Here is a 15,297-nt window from a genome sequence, read left to right on the forward strand (position 1 = left end):
TCCGCACACATCTCCTTCGGGCCAGCGTCGTCCCTTACTGCCAGTCATTTCGTGAGGACGGTCTCAATGGCGCAGAAACCTCTCTACTCCCGCTTCAGCAGCATGCCCGAAGCATCCGGTTTGTACGATCCGGCGGCCGAACGCGACGCGTGCGGCCTGGCCATGGTGGCGACCCTGCGAGGAACCGCCGGGCACGACATCATCACGCAGGCCCTCGACGCCCTGCGTAACCTGGAACACCGCGGGGCCGTCGGCTCCGACGCCGGAACCGGTGACGGTGCCGGAATCATCACCCAGATACCGGATGCCTTCCTGCGCGCCGTCACGGATATAGCGCTTCCCCCGGTGGGGCAGTACGCCGTCGGCAACGTTTTTCTGCCAACCGATCCGACCGCTCGCACCGCCATCAAGCGCGCCATCAGCGTGATCGCGGACGAGGAAAGCCTCAGCATCCTCGGGTGGCGTGAGGTTCCGGTACACCCGGAAGACCTCGGCAGCCAGGCCCGCGCGAACATGCCCGCCATCCAACAGCTGTTCGTGCAGAGCACTCGCACCACCGAAGCCGGCGCTCCGTTCTCCGACATCGCGCTGGATCGGCAGACCTTTCGGCTGCGGAAGCGCGCCGAACGCGAGCTCGAGATCTACTTCGTGTCGCTGTCCTGCCGCACCCTGGTCTACAAAGGCATGGTCACGACCCTGCAGCTCGAACCGTTCTACCCCGATCTGTCCGACGAACGTTTCGTCTCAACGCTCGCCCTCGTGCACTCGCGTTACTCCACGAACACGTTCCCGTCCTGGCCGCTCGCCCAGCCGTTCCGCATGATCGCCCACAACGGTGAGATCAACACGGTGCAGGGAAACCGCAACTGGATGCGCGCGCGTCAGTCCCAGCTCGAGTCCGAGCTGCTCGGCGACCTCGCCCCCCTGCTGCCGATTGTCACCCCTGGAGCCAGCGACTCTGCCTCGTTCGATGAGGTCGTCGAACTGCTCAGCCTGTCCGGGCGGTCGCTGCCCCACGCCATCATGATGATGGTGCCGGAGGCCTGGGAAAACCAGACCGACCTCGACGACGAACGTCGCGACTTCTACGAGTACCACTCTATGCTCATGGAACCGTGGGACGGCCCCGCCGCGATCGTCTTCACCGACGGATCCCTCGTCGGAGCAACGCTCGACCGCAACGGCCTGCGCCCCGGCCGCTATCTCATTACCGACGACGGTCTCGTCGTGCTCGCGAGCGAGATCGGCGTGCTCGGCATCGACCCGGCCCGCGTCGTGCGTAAGGGCCGCCTGCGCCCCGGCCAGATGTTCCTGGTGGACACCAAGGCCGGCCGCATCATCGACGACCGTGAGATCAAGGCGGAGCTGTCGGCGAGCGAGCCGTGGGGCCAGTGGCTGCAAAAGGGCCGCATCAACCTCAAGGACCTTCCGGAACGGGAGCACATCGTGCACCCGCCGGCATCCGTTGTGCGTCGCCAGCGCACCTTCGGCTACACCGAAGAAGAAGTGCGCATCCTGCTCGCCCCGATGGCCCGCACCGGCGCCGAACCGCTCGGCGCTATGGGCAGCGACACACCCATCGCCGTGCTCAGCGACCGCCCGCGGCTCATGTTCGACTACTTCACCCAGCAGTTCGCGCAGGTCACCAACCCGCCGCTCGACTCCATCCGTGAAGAAGTCGTCACGAGCCTCAAGCTCGGCCTCGGCCCGGAACGCAACCTGCTGACCGCAGGCCCAGAGCATGCCCGCCAGGTCATTTTGGACTTCCCGGTCATTGACAACGACGAACTGGCCAAGATCCAGCACATCGACCCCGTCGTCGGCAGCCGCACCACCACGACCATTCGCGGCCTGTACCGCTTCGAAGAGGGTCCCGAGGCGCTATCCAAGCGCCTCGCCGCCATCTGCGCCCTGGTCGACGAAGCCATCGAGGCCGGCGCCCTGTTCATCGTGCTGAGCGATCGGGATTCCAACAAGGACCTTGCACCGATCCCGTCGCTGCTCATGATCGCTGCCGTGCACCACCACCTGATCCGCACCGAGAACCGCATGAAGGTCGGCATCGTGGTCGAGGCTGGCGACGTGCGCGAGGTGCACCATGTGGCCCTGCTCATGGGCTATGGCGCCTCCGCCGTCAACCCCTACCTCGCCATGGAAACCTGCGAAGACCTCGTGCGCAGCGGCATCATCACCAACGTCACGCCCGAGAAGGCGGTCCGCAACGTGATCAAGGCGCTCGGCAAGGGCGTGCTCAAGATCATGTCCAAGATGGGCATCTCCACCGTGTCCTCCTACGCCGGCGCCCAGACCTTCGAAGCCGTCGGCCTGGCCCAGTCCTTCGTCGACCAGTACTTCACCGGTACCACGAGCAAGCTCGGCGGCGTCGGCATCGACGTGATCGGTGTCGAAAACCTGTCGCGTCACGCCTCCGCGTACCCAATGGATGCTGCGGTGACCGCACACGAGCGCCTCGCGACCGGCGGCGAATACCAATGGCGCCGCGATGGTGCCCCGCACCTGTTCAACCCGGAGACCATCTTCCGGCTGCAGCACGCCACTCGCACCAAGCGCTACGACATCTTTCGCGAGTACACGAAAATGGTCGACGACCAGGCCGAATCGCTCATGACCCTGCGCGGCATGTTCACGCTCAGCCCGGGCCAGCGCACTCCGGTGCCGCTCGACGAGGTCGAATCGGTGTCGCAGATCGTCAAACGGTTCTCGACCGGCGCGATGAGCTATGGTTCCATTTCGCAGGAGGCGCACGAGACTCTCGCGATCGCCATGAACCGTCTGGGCGGCAAGTCCAATACCGGTGAGGGCGGCGAAGACCTCGATCGGCTGCTCGACCCGGCCCGGCGCAGCGCCGTCAAGCAGGTCGCCTCGGGCCGGTTCGGTGTGACGAGCATGTACCTGACCCACGCCGACGACATCCAGATCAAACTTGCCCAGGGTGCCAAGCCCGGCGAGGGCGGTCAGCTGCCTCCCACCAAGGTGTACCCGTGGATCGCCCGCACCCGGCACGCCACGGCCGGCGTCGGCCTCATCTCGCCGCCGCCGCACCACGACATCTACTCGATCGAAGACTTGAAGCAGCTCATCTTCGACCTGAAACGCGCCAACCCCAAGGCACGCATCCACACCAAACTGGTCAGCCAGTCCGGTATCGGTGCCGTCGCGGCCGGTGTTGCCAAAGCCCTCTCCGACGTGATCTTGATCAGCGGCCACGACGGCGGAACGGGTGCCAGCCCGGTCAACTCGCTCAAGCACGCCGGAACCCCGTGGGAACTCGGCCTCGCCGAAACCCAGCAGACGCTCATGCTCAACGGCATGCGTGACCGCGTGGTGGTGCAGGTGGATGGCCAGCTGAAGACCGGCCGTGACGTACTCATCGGTGCCCTGCTCGGTGCTGAGGAATTCGGCTTCGCCTCCGCTCCGCTTGTTGTGTCGGGCTGCATCATGATGCGCGTCTGCCACCTCGACACCTGCCCGGTCGGCGTTGCCACTCAGAACCCGGAACTGCGCAAACGTTTCGCCGGCCAGGCCGACCACGTCGTGAACTTCTTCGAGTTCATCGCCCAGGAGGTGCGTGAGTACCTCGCCGAGCTCGGCTTCCGCAGCCTCGATGAGGCCATCGGCCACCGCGAGGTGCTGAACGTGAACCGTGCACTCACTCACTGGAAGGCGCAGGGGCTTGACCTCTCTCCCATCCTGAGCGGCCCGGACTTCTCGGAGGCAGAACCGCGCAAGTGGGCGCGCGCTCAGGAGCACGAACTTGACAAGCACTTCGACAACGAACTGATTCGGCGCAGCCAGAGCGTGCTCGAACACGGCGGGACGATCAGGATCGACCTGCCGATTCGCAACACCGAACGCGCCGTTGGTACCATGCTCGGCAACCAGGTTACCCTGCGCCACGGCGAGAATGGTCTGCCGGCCGGCTCGATCGAGGTCACTCTAACCGGCTCAGCCGGACAGTCCTTCGGGGCATTCCTGCCGAGCGGAATCACCCTGCGCCTCGAGGGCGAATCCAACGACTACGTCGGCAAGGGCCTGTCGGGCGGGCAGATCATCGTGCGCCCCGACCGGGCCAGCCAGTTCCCGGCCGAAGACAACGTCATCGCCGGAAACGTCATCGGCTACGGCGCCACGCAGGGCAGCATGTTCATTCGCGGCATTGTCGGCGAACGATTCCTCGTGCGCAACTCCGGAGCGATCGCCGTCGTCGAGGGCGTGGGTGACCACGCGCTCGAATACATGACCGGCGGCCTCGCCCTCATCCTCGGCGAGACCGGACGCAACCTCGGCGCCGGCATGAGTGGCGGCACGGCTTACGTCTACGGGTTGACCGCCGAACGGGTCAACCGTGACGCGCTGACCTCGGGGGAGCTCAGGTTGCTCGCCCTCGAGAGCGTCGACCGCGAGATCGTGCGCGACCTGCTCGAACAACACCGGGACCAGACCGATTCAGCACTCGCCAAGCGCATGCTGTCGAAGTTGGAAGAAACCATGAACGCATTTGTCAAGGTACTGCCGCGCGACTACGCGGCCGTACTGGAGACCAGGCAGACGGCCGTCGACGAGGGACTCGATCCCGACGGACTCGTTGTCTGGAATCGAATTCTGGAGGTAACCAATGGCTGATCCGAAGGGATTCCTGAAGACCACCGACCGCGAGCTGCCTGCCCGCCGTCCGGTGGCAATCCGTTTGATGGACTGGAAAGAGGTCTACGAGCAGGGTGACGCCGCTGTACTCAAACGTCAGGCCGGCCGCTGCATGGACTGCGGAGTGCCGTTCTGTCACCAGGGCTGCCCGCTCGGCAACCTCATTCCGGAGTGGAACGACCTGGTCTGGCGCGATGAGGGCCGTGCGGCCATCGAGCGCCTGCACGCCACGAACAACTTTCCCGAGTTCACTGGTCGGCTCTGCCCGGCCCCGTGTGAGTCGTCGTGCGTGCTCGGCATCAACCAGCCCGCCGTCACCATCAAGCAGGTCGAGGTGTCGATCATCGACCAGGCCTTCGCCAAGGGCTGGGTGCAACCGCAGCCGCCCGGACGCCTGACCGGCAAGACCGTCGCCGTCGTCGGATCCGGTCCTGCCGGACTGGCCGCAGCCCAGCAGCTGACCCGCGCCGGCCACACCGTTGCCGTGTTCGAACGCGACGACCGCATCGGCGGCCTGCTCCGCTACGGCATCCCCGACTTCAAGATGGAGAAGAAGCACCTCGAACTGCGTCTGGCGCAGATGACGGCGGAGGGAACCCGGTTCCGCGCCAACGTCAACATCGGCGTGGACATCACCTGGGATGACCTGCGCGCCCGCTACGACGCCGTCGTGGTGGCGACCGGTGCCATGGTTCCCCGCGACCTGCCCATTCCGGGGCGCGACCTGCCCGGCGTGCACTTCGCCATGGAATACCTGGTGCAGCAGAACAAGATCGGCGCCGGCGGAGCCATCGAAGCGCAGATCACCGCCGAGGGTAAGCACGTCGTCGTGCTCGGTGGTGGTGACACCGGGGCCGACTGCATCGGGACCGCACACCGTCAGCTGGCAGCATCCGTCACCAACTTGGCGATCGGCAAGCAGCCGGGCACCACTCGGCCGGAAAACCAGCCGTGGCCGATGTCCCCGACCCTGTTCGAGGTCTCCAGCGCCCACGAAGAGGGTGGCACCCGCCAGTACCTCGCGTCGACGGTTGAATTTCTGGCCAACGAATTCGGTGAGGTACGTGCCATTCGCATCGCCGAGACCGAATACCTCGACGGACGCCGCGTTCCCAAGGCCGGCACCGAGATGGAGATTCCGGCCGATCTCGTGCTGCTCGCGATGGGCTTCACTGGCCCGGAGCCGGACGACCTCAGCCACCAGCTAAAGCTTCCGTTCGACGGTCGCGGCAACGTCGAACGCGACGGCAACTACCAGACCAGCCACGAGGGCGTCTTCGTCGCCGGCGATGCCGGTCGCGGCCAGTCACTCATCGTCTGGGCTATCGCCGAAGGACGCGCTGCGGCCGCTGCGGTCGACCAGTTCTTGGAAGGCCAGACCCAACTGCCATCTCCCGTTAAGCCCACGGACCGCTCCTTCGCCCTCTAAACCCTTACTCTTCCTGCACCACGTCGTAATGCGCTCACAAAGCGCGGAAATCGGAGATTCACCAGAATGAGACGCGCAAAAATTGTCGCCACCCTCGGGCCGGCGGCTGCCAGCTACGAGCAGATCAGAGCGCTCATCGACGCGGGCGTTGACGTCTGCCGCATGAACCTGAGCCACGGCAACTACCAGGTGCACGAGAGCGTCTACGCCAACGTGCGTAAGGCTGCCAACGACTCCGGGCGTGCCGTCGCCGTCATGGTCGACCTGCAGGGCCCCAAGATTCGCCTCGGCAAGTTCGAGGGCGGCCCGTACGAGCTCGCCGTCGGTGACATTTTCAAGATCACCACCGAAGACGTGCTCGGCACCAAAGAGCTCTCCGGCACCACCTTCAAGGGTCTGCCGCACGACGTGCACCCCGGCGACTTTCTGCTCATCGACGATGGCAAGGTGAAGGTGCAGGTCGTCGAAACGGATGGCGTCGTCGTCACCACCCGCGTGATCGTCGCCGGCCCGGTCTCCAACAACAAGGGCATCAACCTGCCCGGCGTAGCAGTGAACGTGCCGGCCCTGTCGGAGAAGGACGAAGCCGACCTGCGCTGGGGCCTCCGTCTCGGAGCCGACCTCATCGCCCTTTCTTTTGTGCGCAGCGCCGATGACATCACCCGCGTGCACGAGATCATGGCCGAAGAGGGCCGCCGCGTTCCGGTGATCGCCAAGATCGAGAAGCCGCAGGCCGTCGACAACCTCGAAGAGATCGTCGACGCCTTCGACGCGATCATGGTCGCCCGCGGCGACCTCGGCGTCGAGCTTCCGCTCGAGGCCGTGCCGATCGTGCAGAAGCAGGCCGTGGAGATCGCTCGCCGCATGGCCAAGCCGGTCATCGTCGCCACGCAGATGCTCGAATCCATGATCCTGAGCCCGGTGCCCACCCGCGCCGAGACCAGCGACGTCGCCAACGCCGTGCTCGACGGTGCTGATGCCGTCATGCTCAGCGGTGAGACCAGCGTCGGAGAATACCCCGTTGTCACGGTGCAGACCATGGCCCGCATCGTGGAATCCACCGAGGTGCACGGCCTCGAGCGCATCGGCAAGCTGACCAACCGTCCGCGCACCCAGGGCGGTGCGATCACCCTCGCCGCCATCGAGGTGGCCGAGTTCGTCGATGCCAAGTTCCTCTGCATCTTCACCGAGTCCGGCGACTCGGCCCGCCGCATGTCCCGCCTGCGGTCGAAGATCCCGATGCTGGCCTTCACGCCGGAGCCGGGCATCCGTCGGCGTCTGGCCCTCACCTGGGGCGTTCAGACGTACCTGGTGGAGCCGGTGACCCACACCGACGCGATGTTCGGTCAGGTCGATGATATTCTCATCGGTCAGGGTCTCGCCGAAATCGGTGACAAGGTCGTCGTCATCTCCGGTTCCCCTCCCGGAATCGTCGGCTCGACGAACGACATTCGCGTGCACCGCGTGGGCGACGCCCACAACGAGGTCGCACCGGCGTACGTCAAGAAGTAGCGGTTAACACGAGAAGCCCCGCCCGTACGTTTCGGGCGGGGCTTCTTGTGTCTAGACAAACTGGCCGGTGTCATCTGCCCGCGCATCGACCTAATTCTGCACGAACGTGCAGGGCACGCTTCAACACAGCAAAAAACCCCCGCTGATCGGGCATTTTGCTGTGAGAATTTGGTACCGGTGGTGGGACTCGAACCCACACGTCCTTGCGAACAAAGCATTTTGAGTGCTCCGCGTCTGCCATTCCGCCACACCGGCTTACAACTACTCGTTCAGAATACCGTAGGCTTTTGGTCGTGACCGACCAAGACAGCACCCCCACCCCTCCGCGCCGCGTTGTCGTCGCTGAGGATGAATCCCTCATCCGCCTCGACATCGTCGAGATTCTGCGCGACAACGGCTTTGAAGTCGTCGGCGAAGCCGGTGACGGAGAAACAGCGGTCGCCTTGGCACGGGAGCTTCGCCCCGACCTGGTCATCATGGACGTCAAGATGCCCCAGCTCGACGGCATCAGCGCTGCTGAACGCTTGTCCAAAGAGCACATCGCACCGGTCGTGCTGCTGACCGCGTTCAGCCAGAAGGAACTGGTCGAGCGTGCCACCGAAGCCGGCGCACTGGCCTACGTCGTCAAGCCGTTCACCCCGAACGACCTGCTTCCCGCGATCGAGATCGCCCTCTCGCGCTACAGCCAGATCATCACCCTCGAAGCCGAGGTCGCCGACCTGGTCGAACGGTTCGAAACCCGCAAGCTCGTCGACCGGGCCAAGGGCCTGCTCAACGAGAAGATGGGCCTGACCGAGCCCGAAGCCTTCCGTTGGATCCAGAAGGCCTCGATGGATCGTCGACTCACCATGCACGACGTGTCGCAGGCGATTATCGAGCAGCTCAGCGTCAAGAAGTAGAAACGTCTCAGAGAACGGCGCGGCAGAACCTGCCGGGCCGTTTTTTGTACCCGGGCATCTGATCGGCTGGCGTGTCGGAGGTGTCCGATACGCTCGAACAGACGGAGGACGGGCGCATGTTCCTATTGGACGGCAGCGTGGTGACGAGCGCGAGTGACCTGAGCGCGGCATCCGTCTGCGAGTTTGCGTTTCTGCGCCGCATCGACGCGAAGCTCGGCCGCATCGACGCTGTGGTCGACCCGGTCGACGCGATGTTGGACCGCACCTCGCGGCTGGGCGACGAGCATGAGCACCGGGTGCTCGAGCGGTACCGGCTGGGCCAGTCTGTGGTCGAAATTTGCCGTCCAGAGCGGATGGCTCGCCCCGCTCTGGAGATTGCCGCCGACCAAACGCGGCTGGCTTTCGGCACGACCGCCGAGGTCATCTTTCAGGCCACGTTCTTCGATCCACACTTCGGCTCACCTACCGCAGACATCGCCTTTCTCGGACTCGCTGACTTCATCGTGCGCCAGGATGACGGCACCTGGCTGCTACAAGACACCAAACTGGCCCGGCACGCCCGAGTGACCGCGCTGCTGCAGCTCGCCGCCTACGCCGACCAGCTCGACCGCATTGGCGTACCAACGGCCGACTCTGTCGAACTGTTGCTCGGTGACGGGTCCGTGAGCGGGCATCCGCTCGCTGATATTCGCCCGGTGTACCGTAAACGCAGGCAGCGCCTGCTGCAGATCATCACGGAACGACTCGCCGACACCCAGCCGGTAGCGTGGGGAGACCCGCGATACACGGTCTGCGGACGCTGCACCACCTGTGAGGCCGAGGTGCAGGCGCACCGCGATCCCTTGCTGGTCGCCGGGCTGCGCCTGTCGCAGCGGGCGCGGCTTGCGGCCGGCGGCATTGGCACAATCGACGATCTCGCGGCGTTTACCCAAGACATCGACGGCGTGTCGGACTCGACGCTCACCGCCCTGCGTACACAGGCGCGGCTACAGCTTCAGGCGGTCCCCGGTACAGCTCCGCCGGTCGATCTGTACAACCCAGGGGCGCTGTCAGTGCTGCCCGAACCGAACCCGGGCGACATCTTCTTCGACTTCGAGGGCGACCCGCTCTATTCAGAGGGAAACGCGACCGAAGGCGACGACGCCCCTGACGGCTCGACCACGCAGTGGGGCCTGGACTACCTGTTCGGCCTGGTGCAGACCGACGAATCCTTTCACGCTTTCTGGGCGCACACCTGGGCCGAGGAGAAGGTCGCGCTCACCGACTTTCTGGCCTACCTCGGGAGGCGTCGAGCCCAGTTTCCTGGCCTCCACGTGTACCACTACGCCGCCTACGAGCGCACCCACCTGCTCAGCCTCGCCGCCCGGCACAGCGTCGGCGAAGACCAGATCGACCGGCTGCTGCGCGAGAATGTGCTCGTCGATCTGTACCCGCTCGTGCGCAAAACCATGCGCGTCGGGTCGCGCTCGTACTCGATCAAAAAGCTCGAACCGCTCTACATGGGCGCGGAACTGCGCGGCGGCGAGGTCACCAACGCGGCGGACTCCATCACTGAATACGCCGCAGCCCGCGACCTGCACGCTCACGGCGACCAGGTCGAGGCGCAACGCATGCTCGCCTCCATCGCCGACTACAACCGCTACGACTGCGTCTCAACGCTGCGCTTGCGCGACTGGTTGCTCACGCTGGCGCGCGGAGCGGGCATCCGCTCGGCCGGTGGCACGGCCGAAGCGGATGCCGTCCCGCTGGAGCCGTCACCGGTGCGCGACGCCCTGCTCGCCCGCGCTGCGCCAACGACACCGCACACCCCGCGCAGCATCGACCAGACCGCGGCCGCCTTTGCCGCCGCCGCAATGGACTACCACCGGCGAGAGCAGAAGAGCTTCTGGTGGGCGCACTATTTTCGGCTCGAGTACCCGATCGATGAATGGCAGGACACCCGCGACGTCCTCGTCGTCGAAGGCGTCGACGTAGAGCGCGACTGGTTCCGAGAAGGTATGCAGCGCGTCGACCGTCGCCACCTCTGGTTGCGCGGTCGCCTGGCACCGGGCAGCAGCATTAAACCGGGCGACCAGGCTGGCCCGTACCTGCTCTACGAATACCCCGGACCGTTCGTCAACCCCGACAGTTCGGACGGCGCACGCGCCCACCGCACCGTCAAAGTGCTGGACGTCAGCGATGACGGCATCCTGATTGAAGAGACACTGCTCAAGGACACGGCTCGCTATAGCGACCGGCCGAGTGCCCTGGCACCGGCCGCACCGCCACGGCCCCTGCAGCAGAAACCCGCTATCGACGAGTGGGCCAAAGCTATCGTCGATGCCCAGCCCGGCTGGCCGCGCGACTCGATGGTCGATATTCTGCGTCGCACCCCGCCGCGCACCGAAAGCGGGCACCTGGCACTCGCCCGGGCCGGCGGCAGCACCATCGATGCCGTCATCGCGACCCTGCTCGACCTGGATCACTCCTACCTAGCGATCCAGGGGCCACCCGGCACCGGCAAGACCTACCTCGGCGCACACGTCATCACCGCACTTGTGCAGCGGCACGGCTGGAAGATCGGCGTTGTCGCCCAGTCCCACGCGGTGGTGGAGAACCTGCTCGACGCCGTCGTCAGTGCCGGGCTCGAGCCGGCTCTCGTCGGCAAAGTCGCCAAGACCGGCGCCGATGCGGCGGAACCCGCCTACACCGTGCTGCCGAAAGACGGGCAACTTCTGTTCGCACTGGATCACACCGCGACGGGATTCGTCGTCGGCGGCACCGCGTGGGACTTCAGCAATCCGGCCCGCGTGCCACGACACAGCCTTGATCTACTCGTCGTCGACGAGGCCGGCCAATTCTCGCTCGCCTCCACCATCGCGGCCAGTGTCGGCGCCCGCAGTCTGTTGCTGCTCGGCGACCCGCAGCAATTGCCGCAGGTCAGCCAAGGCCTGCATCCCGAGCCGATCGACCAGTCTGCCCTGGGCTGGGTCGCCGCCGGCCACGACGTGCTTCCCGCCGACCGGGGCTACTTTCTCGCCGAGAGCCGCCGCATGCACCCGGCGGTCACCGAGCCCGTCTCCCGACTGTCCTACGGCGGCCTGCTGCACGCCGATCCGACTACGTCGACCCGCTTTCTTGTAGGCATTCGGCCCGGTGTGCACGCCGTGCCGGTCGTGCACACCGGCAATTCCATTTCATCAGCCGAAGAAGTGGAGGCCGTCGTGGCACTCGTGCGCGGCGTACTCGGCCGGCTGTGGACAGACCCGACCATGGATCGGGTCGATGACCCCCTGACCGAAACCGACGTGATCGTCGTGACGCCGTACAACGCCCAGTTGGCTCTCGTACGTGAGGCACTGGCGGCTGCCGGCTACTCCACGGTGAGGGTGGGAACGGTCGACAAGTTCCAGGGTCAGGAGGCCGTCATTGCGATTGTCACTCTCGCGGCCAGTTCGGCCGATGACGTACCGCGCGGCCTGGGATTTCTCATTTTGAAGAACCGGCTGAACGTTGCCATTTCGCGCGCGAAATGGGCCGCCTACCTGGTCTATTCGCCGGCGCTCACCGACTACCTGCCCGTAACACCAACCGGCGTCGCCGAGCTCAGCGCGTTCATCAGTCTGGTCGAGCCCGACGCGGGCTAACCCTGCGGCGGAAGGTCCTTGATGATGTTCGTGATGCGAATCGTCGAGCAGCGCCGGCCGGCATCGTCGGTGACGACGATTTCGTGGGTGGTGAGGGTGCGGCCCAGATGAATCGGGGTGCACACCCCGGTGACGTACCCTGACGTCGCTGAACGGTTGTGTGAGGCGTTGATCTCAATTCCCACGGCGAGCTTTCCCGGTCCGGCGTGCAGATTTGCTGCCATCGACCCGAGGGACTCGCCGAGCACGACGTAGGCGCCGCCGTGCATAAGCATGGCCGGCTGCGTGTTTCCGGCCACCGGCATCCGCGCCACGGCCCGGTCTATGGTGAACTCGGTGAACTCCAGCCCCATCTTGTCGGCCAGATCTCCGCCGCCGCGCTGCTGAACCCAGGCGAGTGCATCGTCAGTTGTATTGAACATGATCACCTTTGGTCGGGGGAGCCCGCGCGGGAAGACGCTTGTAGGCTAGGGGAGTGTTGGACTCCGAAAAGCCTACCCTGATGATCATCGACGGCCATTCCCTGGCATTCCGGGCGTTCTTCGCCCTGCCGGTGGATAGCTTCCAGACCCACGCCGGTCAGCATACGAACGCCATCCACGGCTTTCTGTCGATGCTGCTCAGCCTGCTGCGCAACGAGAAGCCGACCCACCTCGCGGTCGCGTTCGACATCTCCCGCGCCTCCTTTCGTACCAGGGAATACCCCGAGTACAAGGGCACGCGCAATGCGACCCCGCCGGAATTCCTTGGGCAGATCCCGCTGTTGCAGGAAGCCCTCGCCGCGATGAACATCACCACCATCACCAAGGAAGACTTCGAGGCCGACGATATTCTCGCCACCCTCTCGGTCGAAGGCACCGCCGCCGGCTACAACGTGCTCGTCGTCTCCGGCGACCGGGATGCCATTCAGCTGGTCAACGAGACCGTCACCCTCCTCTATCCAGCCAGCCAAGGCGTGTCAGCCCTCACGCGCTACGACCCGGCTCGGGTGCGCGAACGCTATGGCATCGAACCCGAGCAATACCCCGATGTGGCCGCTCTCGTCGGCGAAACCAGCGACAATCTGATCGGCATCAGTAAGGTCGGCGAGAAAACCGCGGTGAAGTGGCTTGGCCTGTACGGCAGCCTCGACGGCATCCTGGAACACGCCGAGGAGATCAAGGGCGTCGTCGGCAACAACCTGCGTGAGCAGAAAGAGAACGCGATTCGCAACCGCCGACTCAACCGCCTGGTCACCGACCTGGACCTTCCGATGGCCGTTGCCGCGCTGGAACGCGGCGCCATGGACACCGACGCGGTGCGGGACATCTTCACCCGCCTCGAATTCAAGTCCCTCCTCGACCGGGTACTCAAGCTCGCCGGGGAAGACCCGGCCGTTGAAGCAACCGTTGCTGTCGTCGACGAGGTGCCCGCCGTTCAGGCCCCCATCGCGCAGGACCTCCTCGACGAAGAGCTGCAGTCGTGGCTCGACCGTGCCACCGTGGCCCACCCGGCGGGCCTCGGTCTCACCGTTGAGGTGCAGGACGGTAAGGCCATCGGCTTCGGCCTTGCCAGCCCGACCGAGACCGTCAACCTGCCGTGGCAGCCGGGCCGCAAGGATTATGCCCCTCTCGAAGCGTGGCTTGCCAGTGCGGCTCCGAAGGTCATGAACGACGCCAAACACCAGATGAAGGCGCTGCGCCGCAGCGGTCTGCCCTTCAACGGTCTGGCCTTCGACACCCTGGTCGGCGCCTGGCTCATTCGCCCAGGCGGCCCCGATAAGACCCTGGCCGACCTCGTGTCGCGCTACCTCGACGAAACGTTGCCCGTCGCCGACCCCAATCAGCTCGTTCCCGACGAGGCCCAACAGGCCGGTGCCCCTGCCCAGGCGTGGTTTACCCTCCGTGTCTTCGCCGCCGTCGAGAAGGCCCTCGACCCCGGTTCGCTGAAACTGCTGATCGATATCGAACTGCCCACCCTGCTCGCCCTCGCCGACATGGAGCTCGCCGGCGTCAGCGTCTCGCATGAGCAACTCGCCGAGCTGTCTGCAGAGTTGGGTGCCAGCACGGCGAGCCTCGCCGCCGCCGCCTACGCCGAGATCGGCCGGGAGGTCAACCTCGGGTCGCCCAAGCAGCTGCAGGACGTGCTGTTCGAGCAGCTGGAGATGCCCAAGACACGCGCGAACAAGACCGGGTATTCAACGGATGCCGGCGCCCTCGCGGATCTGCAGGCCAGCAACCCGCATCCGTTCCTCGATCTGCTGCTCAAGCACCGCGACGCCACCAAACTGCGCCAGATCGTGGAAACCCTCGACAAAGCCATCGACACGACCGGCCGCATCCACACGACCTACGTGCAGATCGGCACCACCACCGGCCGGATCTCGTCGAACGACCCGAACCTGCAGAACATTCCGGTGCGCACCGAAGAGGGTCGACGCATCCGTGCCGCCTTCCAGGCCGGCCAAGGCAGCGAGAGCCTGCTGACCGCCGACTACTCGCAAATCGAAATGCGCATCATGGCGCATCTCTCCGAAGATGCCGGGCTGATCGAAGCCTTCGACGCTGGCGAAGACCTGCACCGGTTCGTGGGTTCCCGAATCTTCGGCGTGGACCCCGCCGACGTGTCCGCCGAAATGCGCAGCAAGGTCAAGGCCATGAGCTACGGGCTTGCCTACGGGCTCAGCGCCTTCGGCCTGTCCAAGCAGCTTCGCATCGACACCAAAGAGGCCAAGCAGCTCATGACCGACTACTTCGAGCGGTTCGGCGCGGTGCGCGATTACCTTCGCAACGTGGTCGAGCAGGCCAAGGTCGACGGTTACACCGAGACCATCTTCGGGCGTCGCCGCCCGTTCCCCGACCTGGCCAGCCCCAAACGGGTGCTGCGCGACAACGCTGAACGAGCGGCGCTCAACGCTCCGATCCAGGGTTCCGCGGCCGACATCATGAAGATCGCCATGAACGGTATCGCCGCTGACCTGACGGATGCGTCAATGGACTCCCGGATGCTGTTGCAGGTTCACGACGAGTTGATCTTCGACGTCGCCCCGGGCGAATGGGATTCCCTGAGCCAGGTGGTCACCCACAACATGGAATCTGCCGCAGATCTGCTCGTTCCGCTGACGGTTCAGGTCGGCCGTGGACCCAACTGGGACGCCGCCGCCCACTAAATCACTGCGGTGTGACCG

General features: G+C 65.3%; 7 protein-coding genes and 1 tRNA gene. 6 read left to right on the plus strand and 2 right to left on the minus strand.

Annotated features, from left to right (window positions below; translation table 11 throughout):
- Positions 1-66 precede the first annotated feature (66 nt).
- The 3 genes from gltB (at position 67) to pyk (ending at position 7,606) form a co-directional block, all read left to right on the plus strand.
- The gene (gene gltB, locus CXY77_RS08480; protein WP_092340084.1) at positions 67-4,644 is read left to right on the plus strand and encodes a glutamate synthase large subunit; all 4,578 of its coding nucleotides are present in this window, start codon (positions 67-69) and stop codon (positions 4,642-4,644) included.
- Complete coding sequence (locus tag CXY77_RS08485) at positions 4,637-6,094, plus strand: glutamate synthase subunit beta (RefSeq protein WP_104129932.1); 1,458 nt, start codon at positions 4,637-4,639, stop codon at positions 6,092-6,094. Before gltB ends, CXY77_RS08485 begins: the two co-directional genes overlap by 8 nt.
- 66 nt (positions 6,095-6,160) lie before the next feature.
- Complete coding sequence (gene pyk / locus CXY77_RS08490; protein ID WP_092340086.1) at positions 6,161-7,606, plus strand: pyruvate kinase; 1,446 nt, start codon at positions 6,161-6,163, stop codon at positions 7,604-7,606.
- A 169-nt stretch (positions 7,607-7,775) separates the two neighbouring features.
- Here pyk and CXY77_RS08495 read toward each other — a convergent pair.
- Positions 7,776-7,861 (minus strand) — tRNA-Leu (locus CXY77_RS08495).
- Between the two features lie 38 nt (positions 7,862-7,899).
- On the opposite strand from CXY77_RS08495, the gene CXY77_RS08500 reads away from it, so the two are divergent.
- Together CXY77_RS08500 and CXY77_RS08505 are read left to right on the plus strand one after the other, a co-directional pair.
- On the plus strand, positions 7,900-8,505 hold the full coding sequence (locus tag CXY77_RS08500; protein WP_092340209.1) for an ANTAR domain-containing response regulator: 606 nt from the start codon (positions 7,900-7,902) through the stop codon (positions 8,503-8,505).
- A gap of 116 nt (positions 8,506-8,621) precedes the next feature.
- Positions 8,622-12,131, plus strand: a complete 3,510-nt coding sequence (locus CXY77_RS08505) for a bifunctional RecB family nuclease/DEAD/DEAH box helicase (protein ID WP_104129946.1) — start codon at positions 8,622-8,624, stop codon at positions 12,129-12,131.
- On the opposite strand, the gene CXY77_RS08510 is transcribed toward CXY77_RS08505, so the two are convergent.
- A complete protein-coding gene (locus CXY77_RS08510; RefSeq protein ID WP_092340210.1) occupies positions 12,128-12,553 on the minus strand; it encodes a hotdog fold thioesterase in 426 nt (141 codons plus the stop codon). The two genes, CXY77_RS08505 and CXY77_RS08510, sit on opposite strands and share 4 nt — an antisense overlap.
- Positions 12,554-12,606: 53 nt before the next feature.
- Here CXY77_RS08510 and polA point away from each other — a divergent pair, with 53 nt between their 5' ends.
- Complete coding sequence (polA, locus tag CXY77_RS08515; protein ID WP_104090376.1) at positions 12,607-15,279, plus strand: DNA polymerase I; 2,673 nt, start codon at positions 12,607-12,609, stop codon at positions 15,277-15,279.
- Positions 15,280-15,297: the final 18 nt, after the last annotated feature.

It is taken from the genome of Cryobacterium sp. N21 (assembly GCF_002929575.1).
GTDB lineage: Bacteria > Actinomycetota > Actinomycetes > Actinomycetales > Microbacteriaceae > Cryobacterium > Cryobacterium flavum.

Bases quoted from the DNA above. Each gene is read 5' to 3' on its own strand.
- CXY77_RS08510 (WP_092340210.1), bottom strand. From the start codon at position 12,553: ATGTTCAATACAACTGACGATGCACTCGCCTGGGTTCAGCAGCGCGGC.
- pyk (WP_092340086.1), top strand. From the start codon at position 6,161: ATGAGACGCGCAAAAATTGTCGCCACCCTCGGGCCGGCGGCTGCCAGC.
- CXY77_RS08485 (WP_104129932.1), top strand. From the start codon at position 4,637: ATGGCTGATCCGAAGGGATTCCTGAAGACCACCGACCGCGAGCTGCCT.
- CXY77_RS08505 (WP_104129946.1), top strand. From the start codon at position 8,622: ATGTTCCTATTGGACGGCAGCGTGGTGACGAGCGCGAGTGACCTGAGC.
- gltB (WP_092340084.1), top strand. From the start codon at position 67: ATGGCGCAGAAACCTCTCTACTCCCGCTTCAGCAGCATGCCCGAAGCA.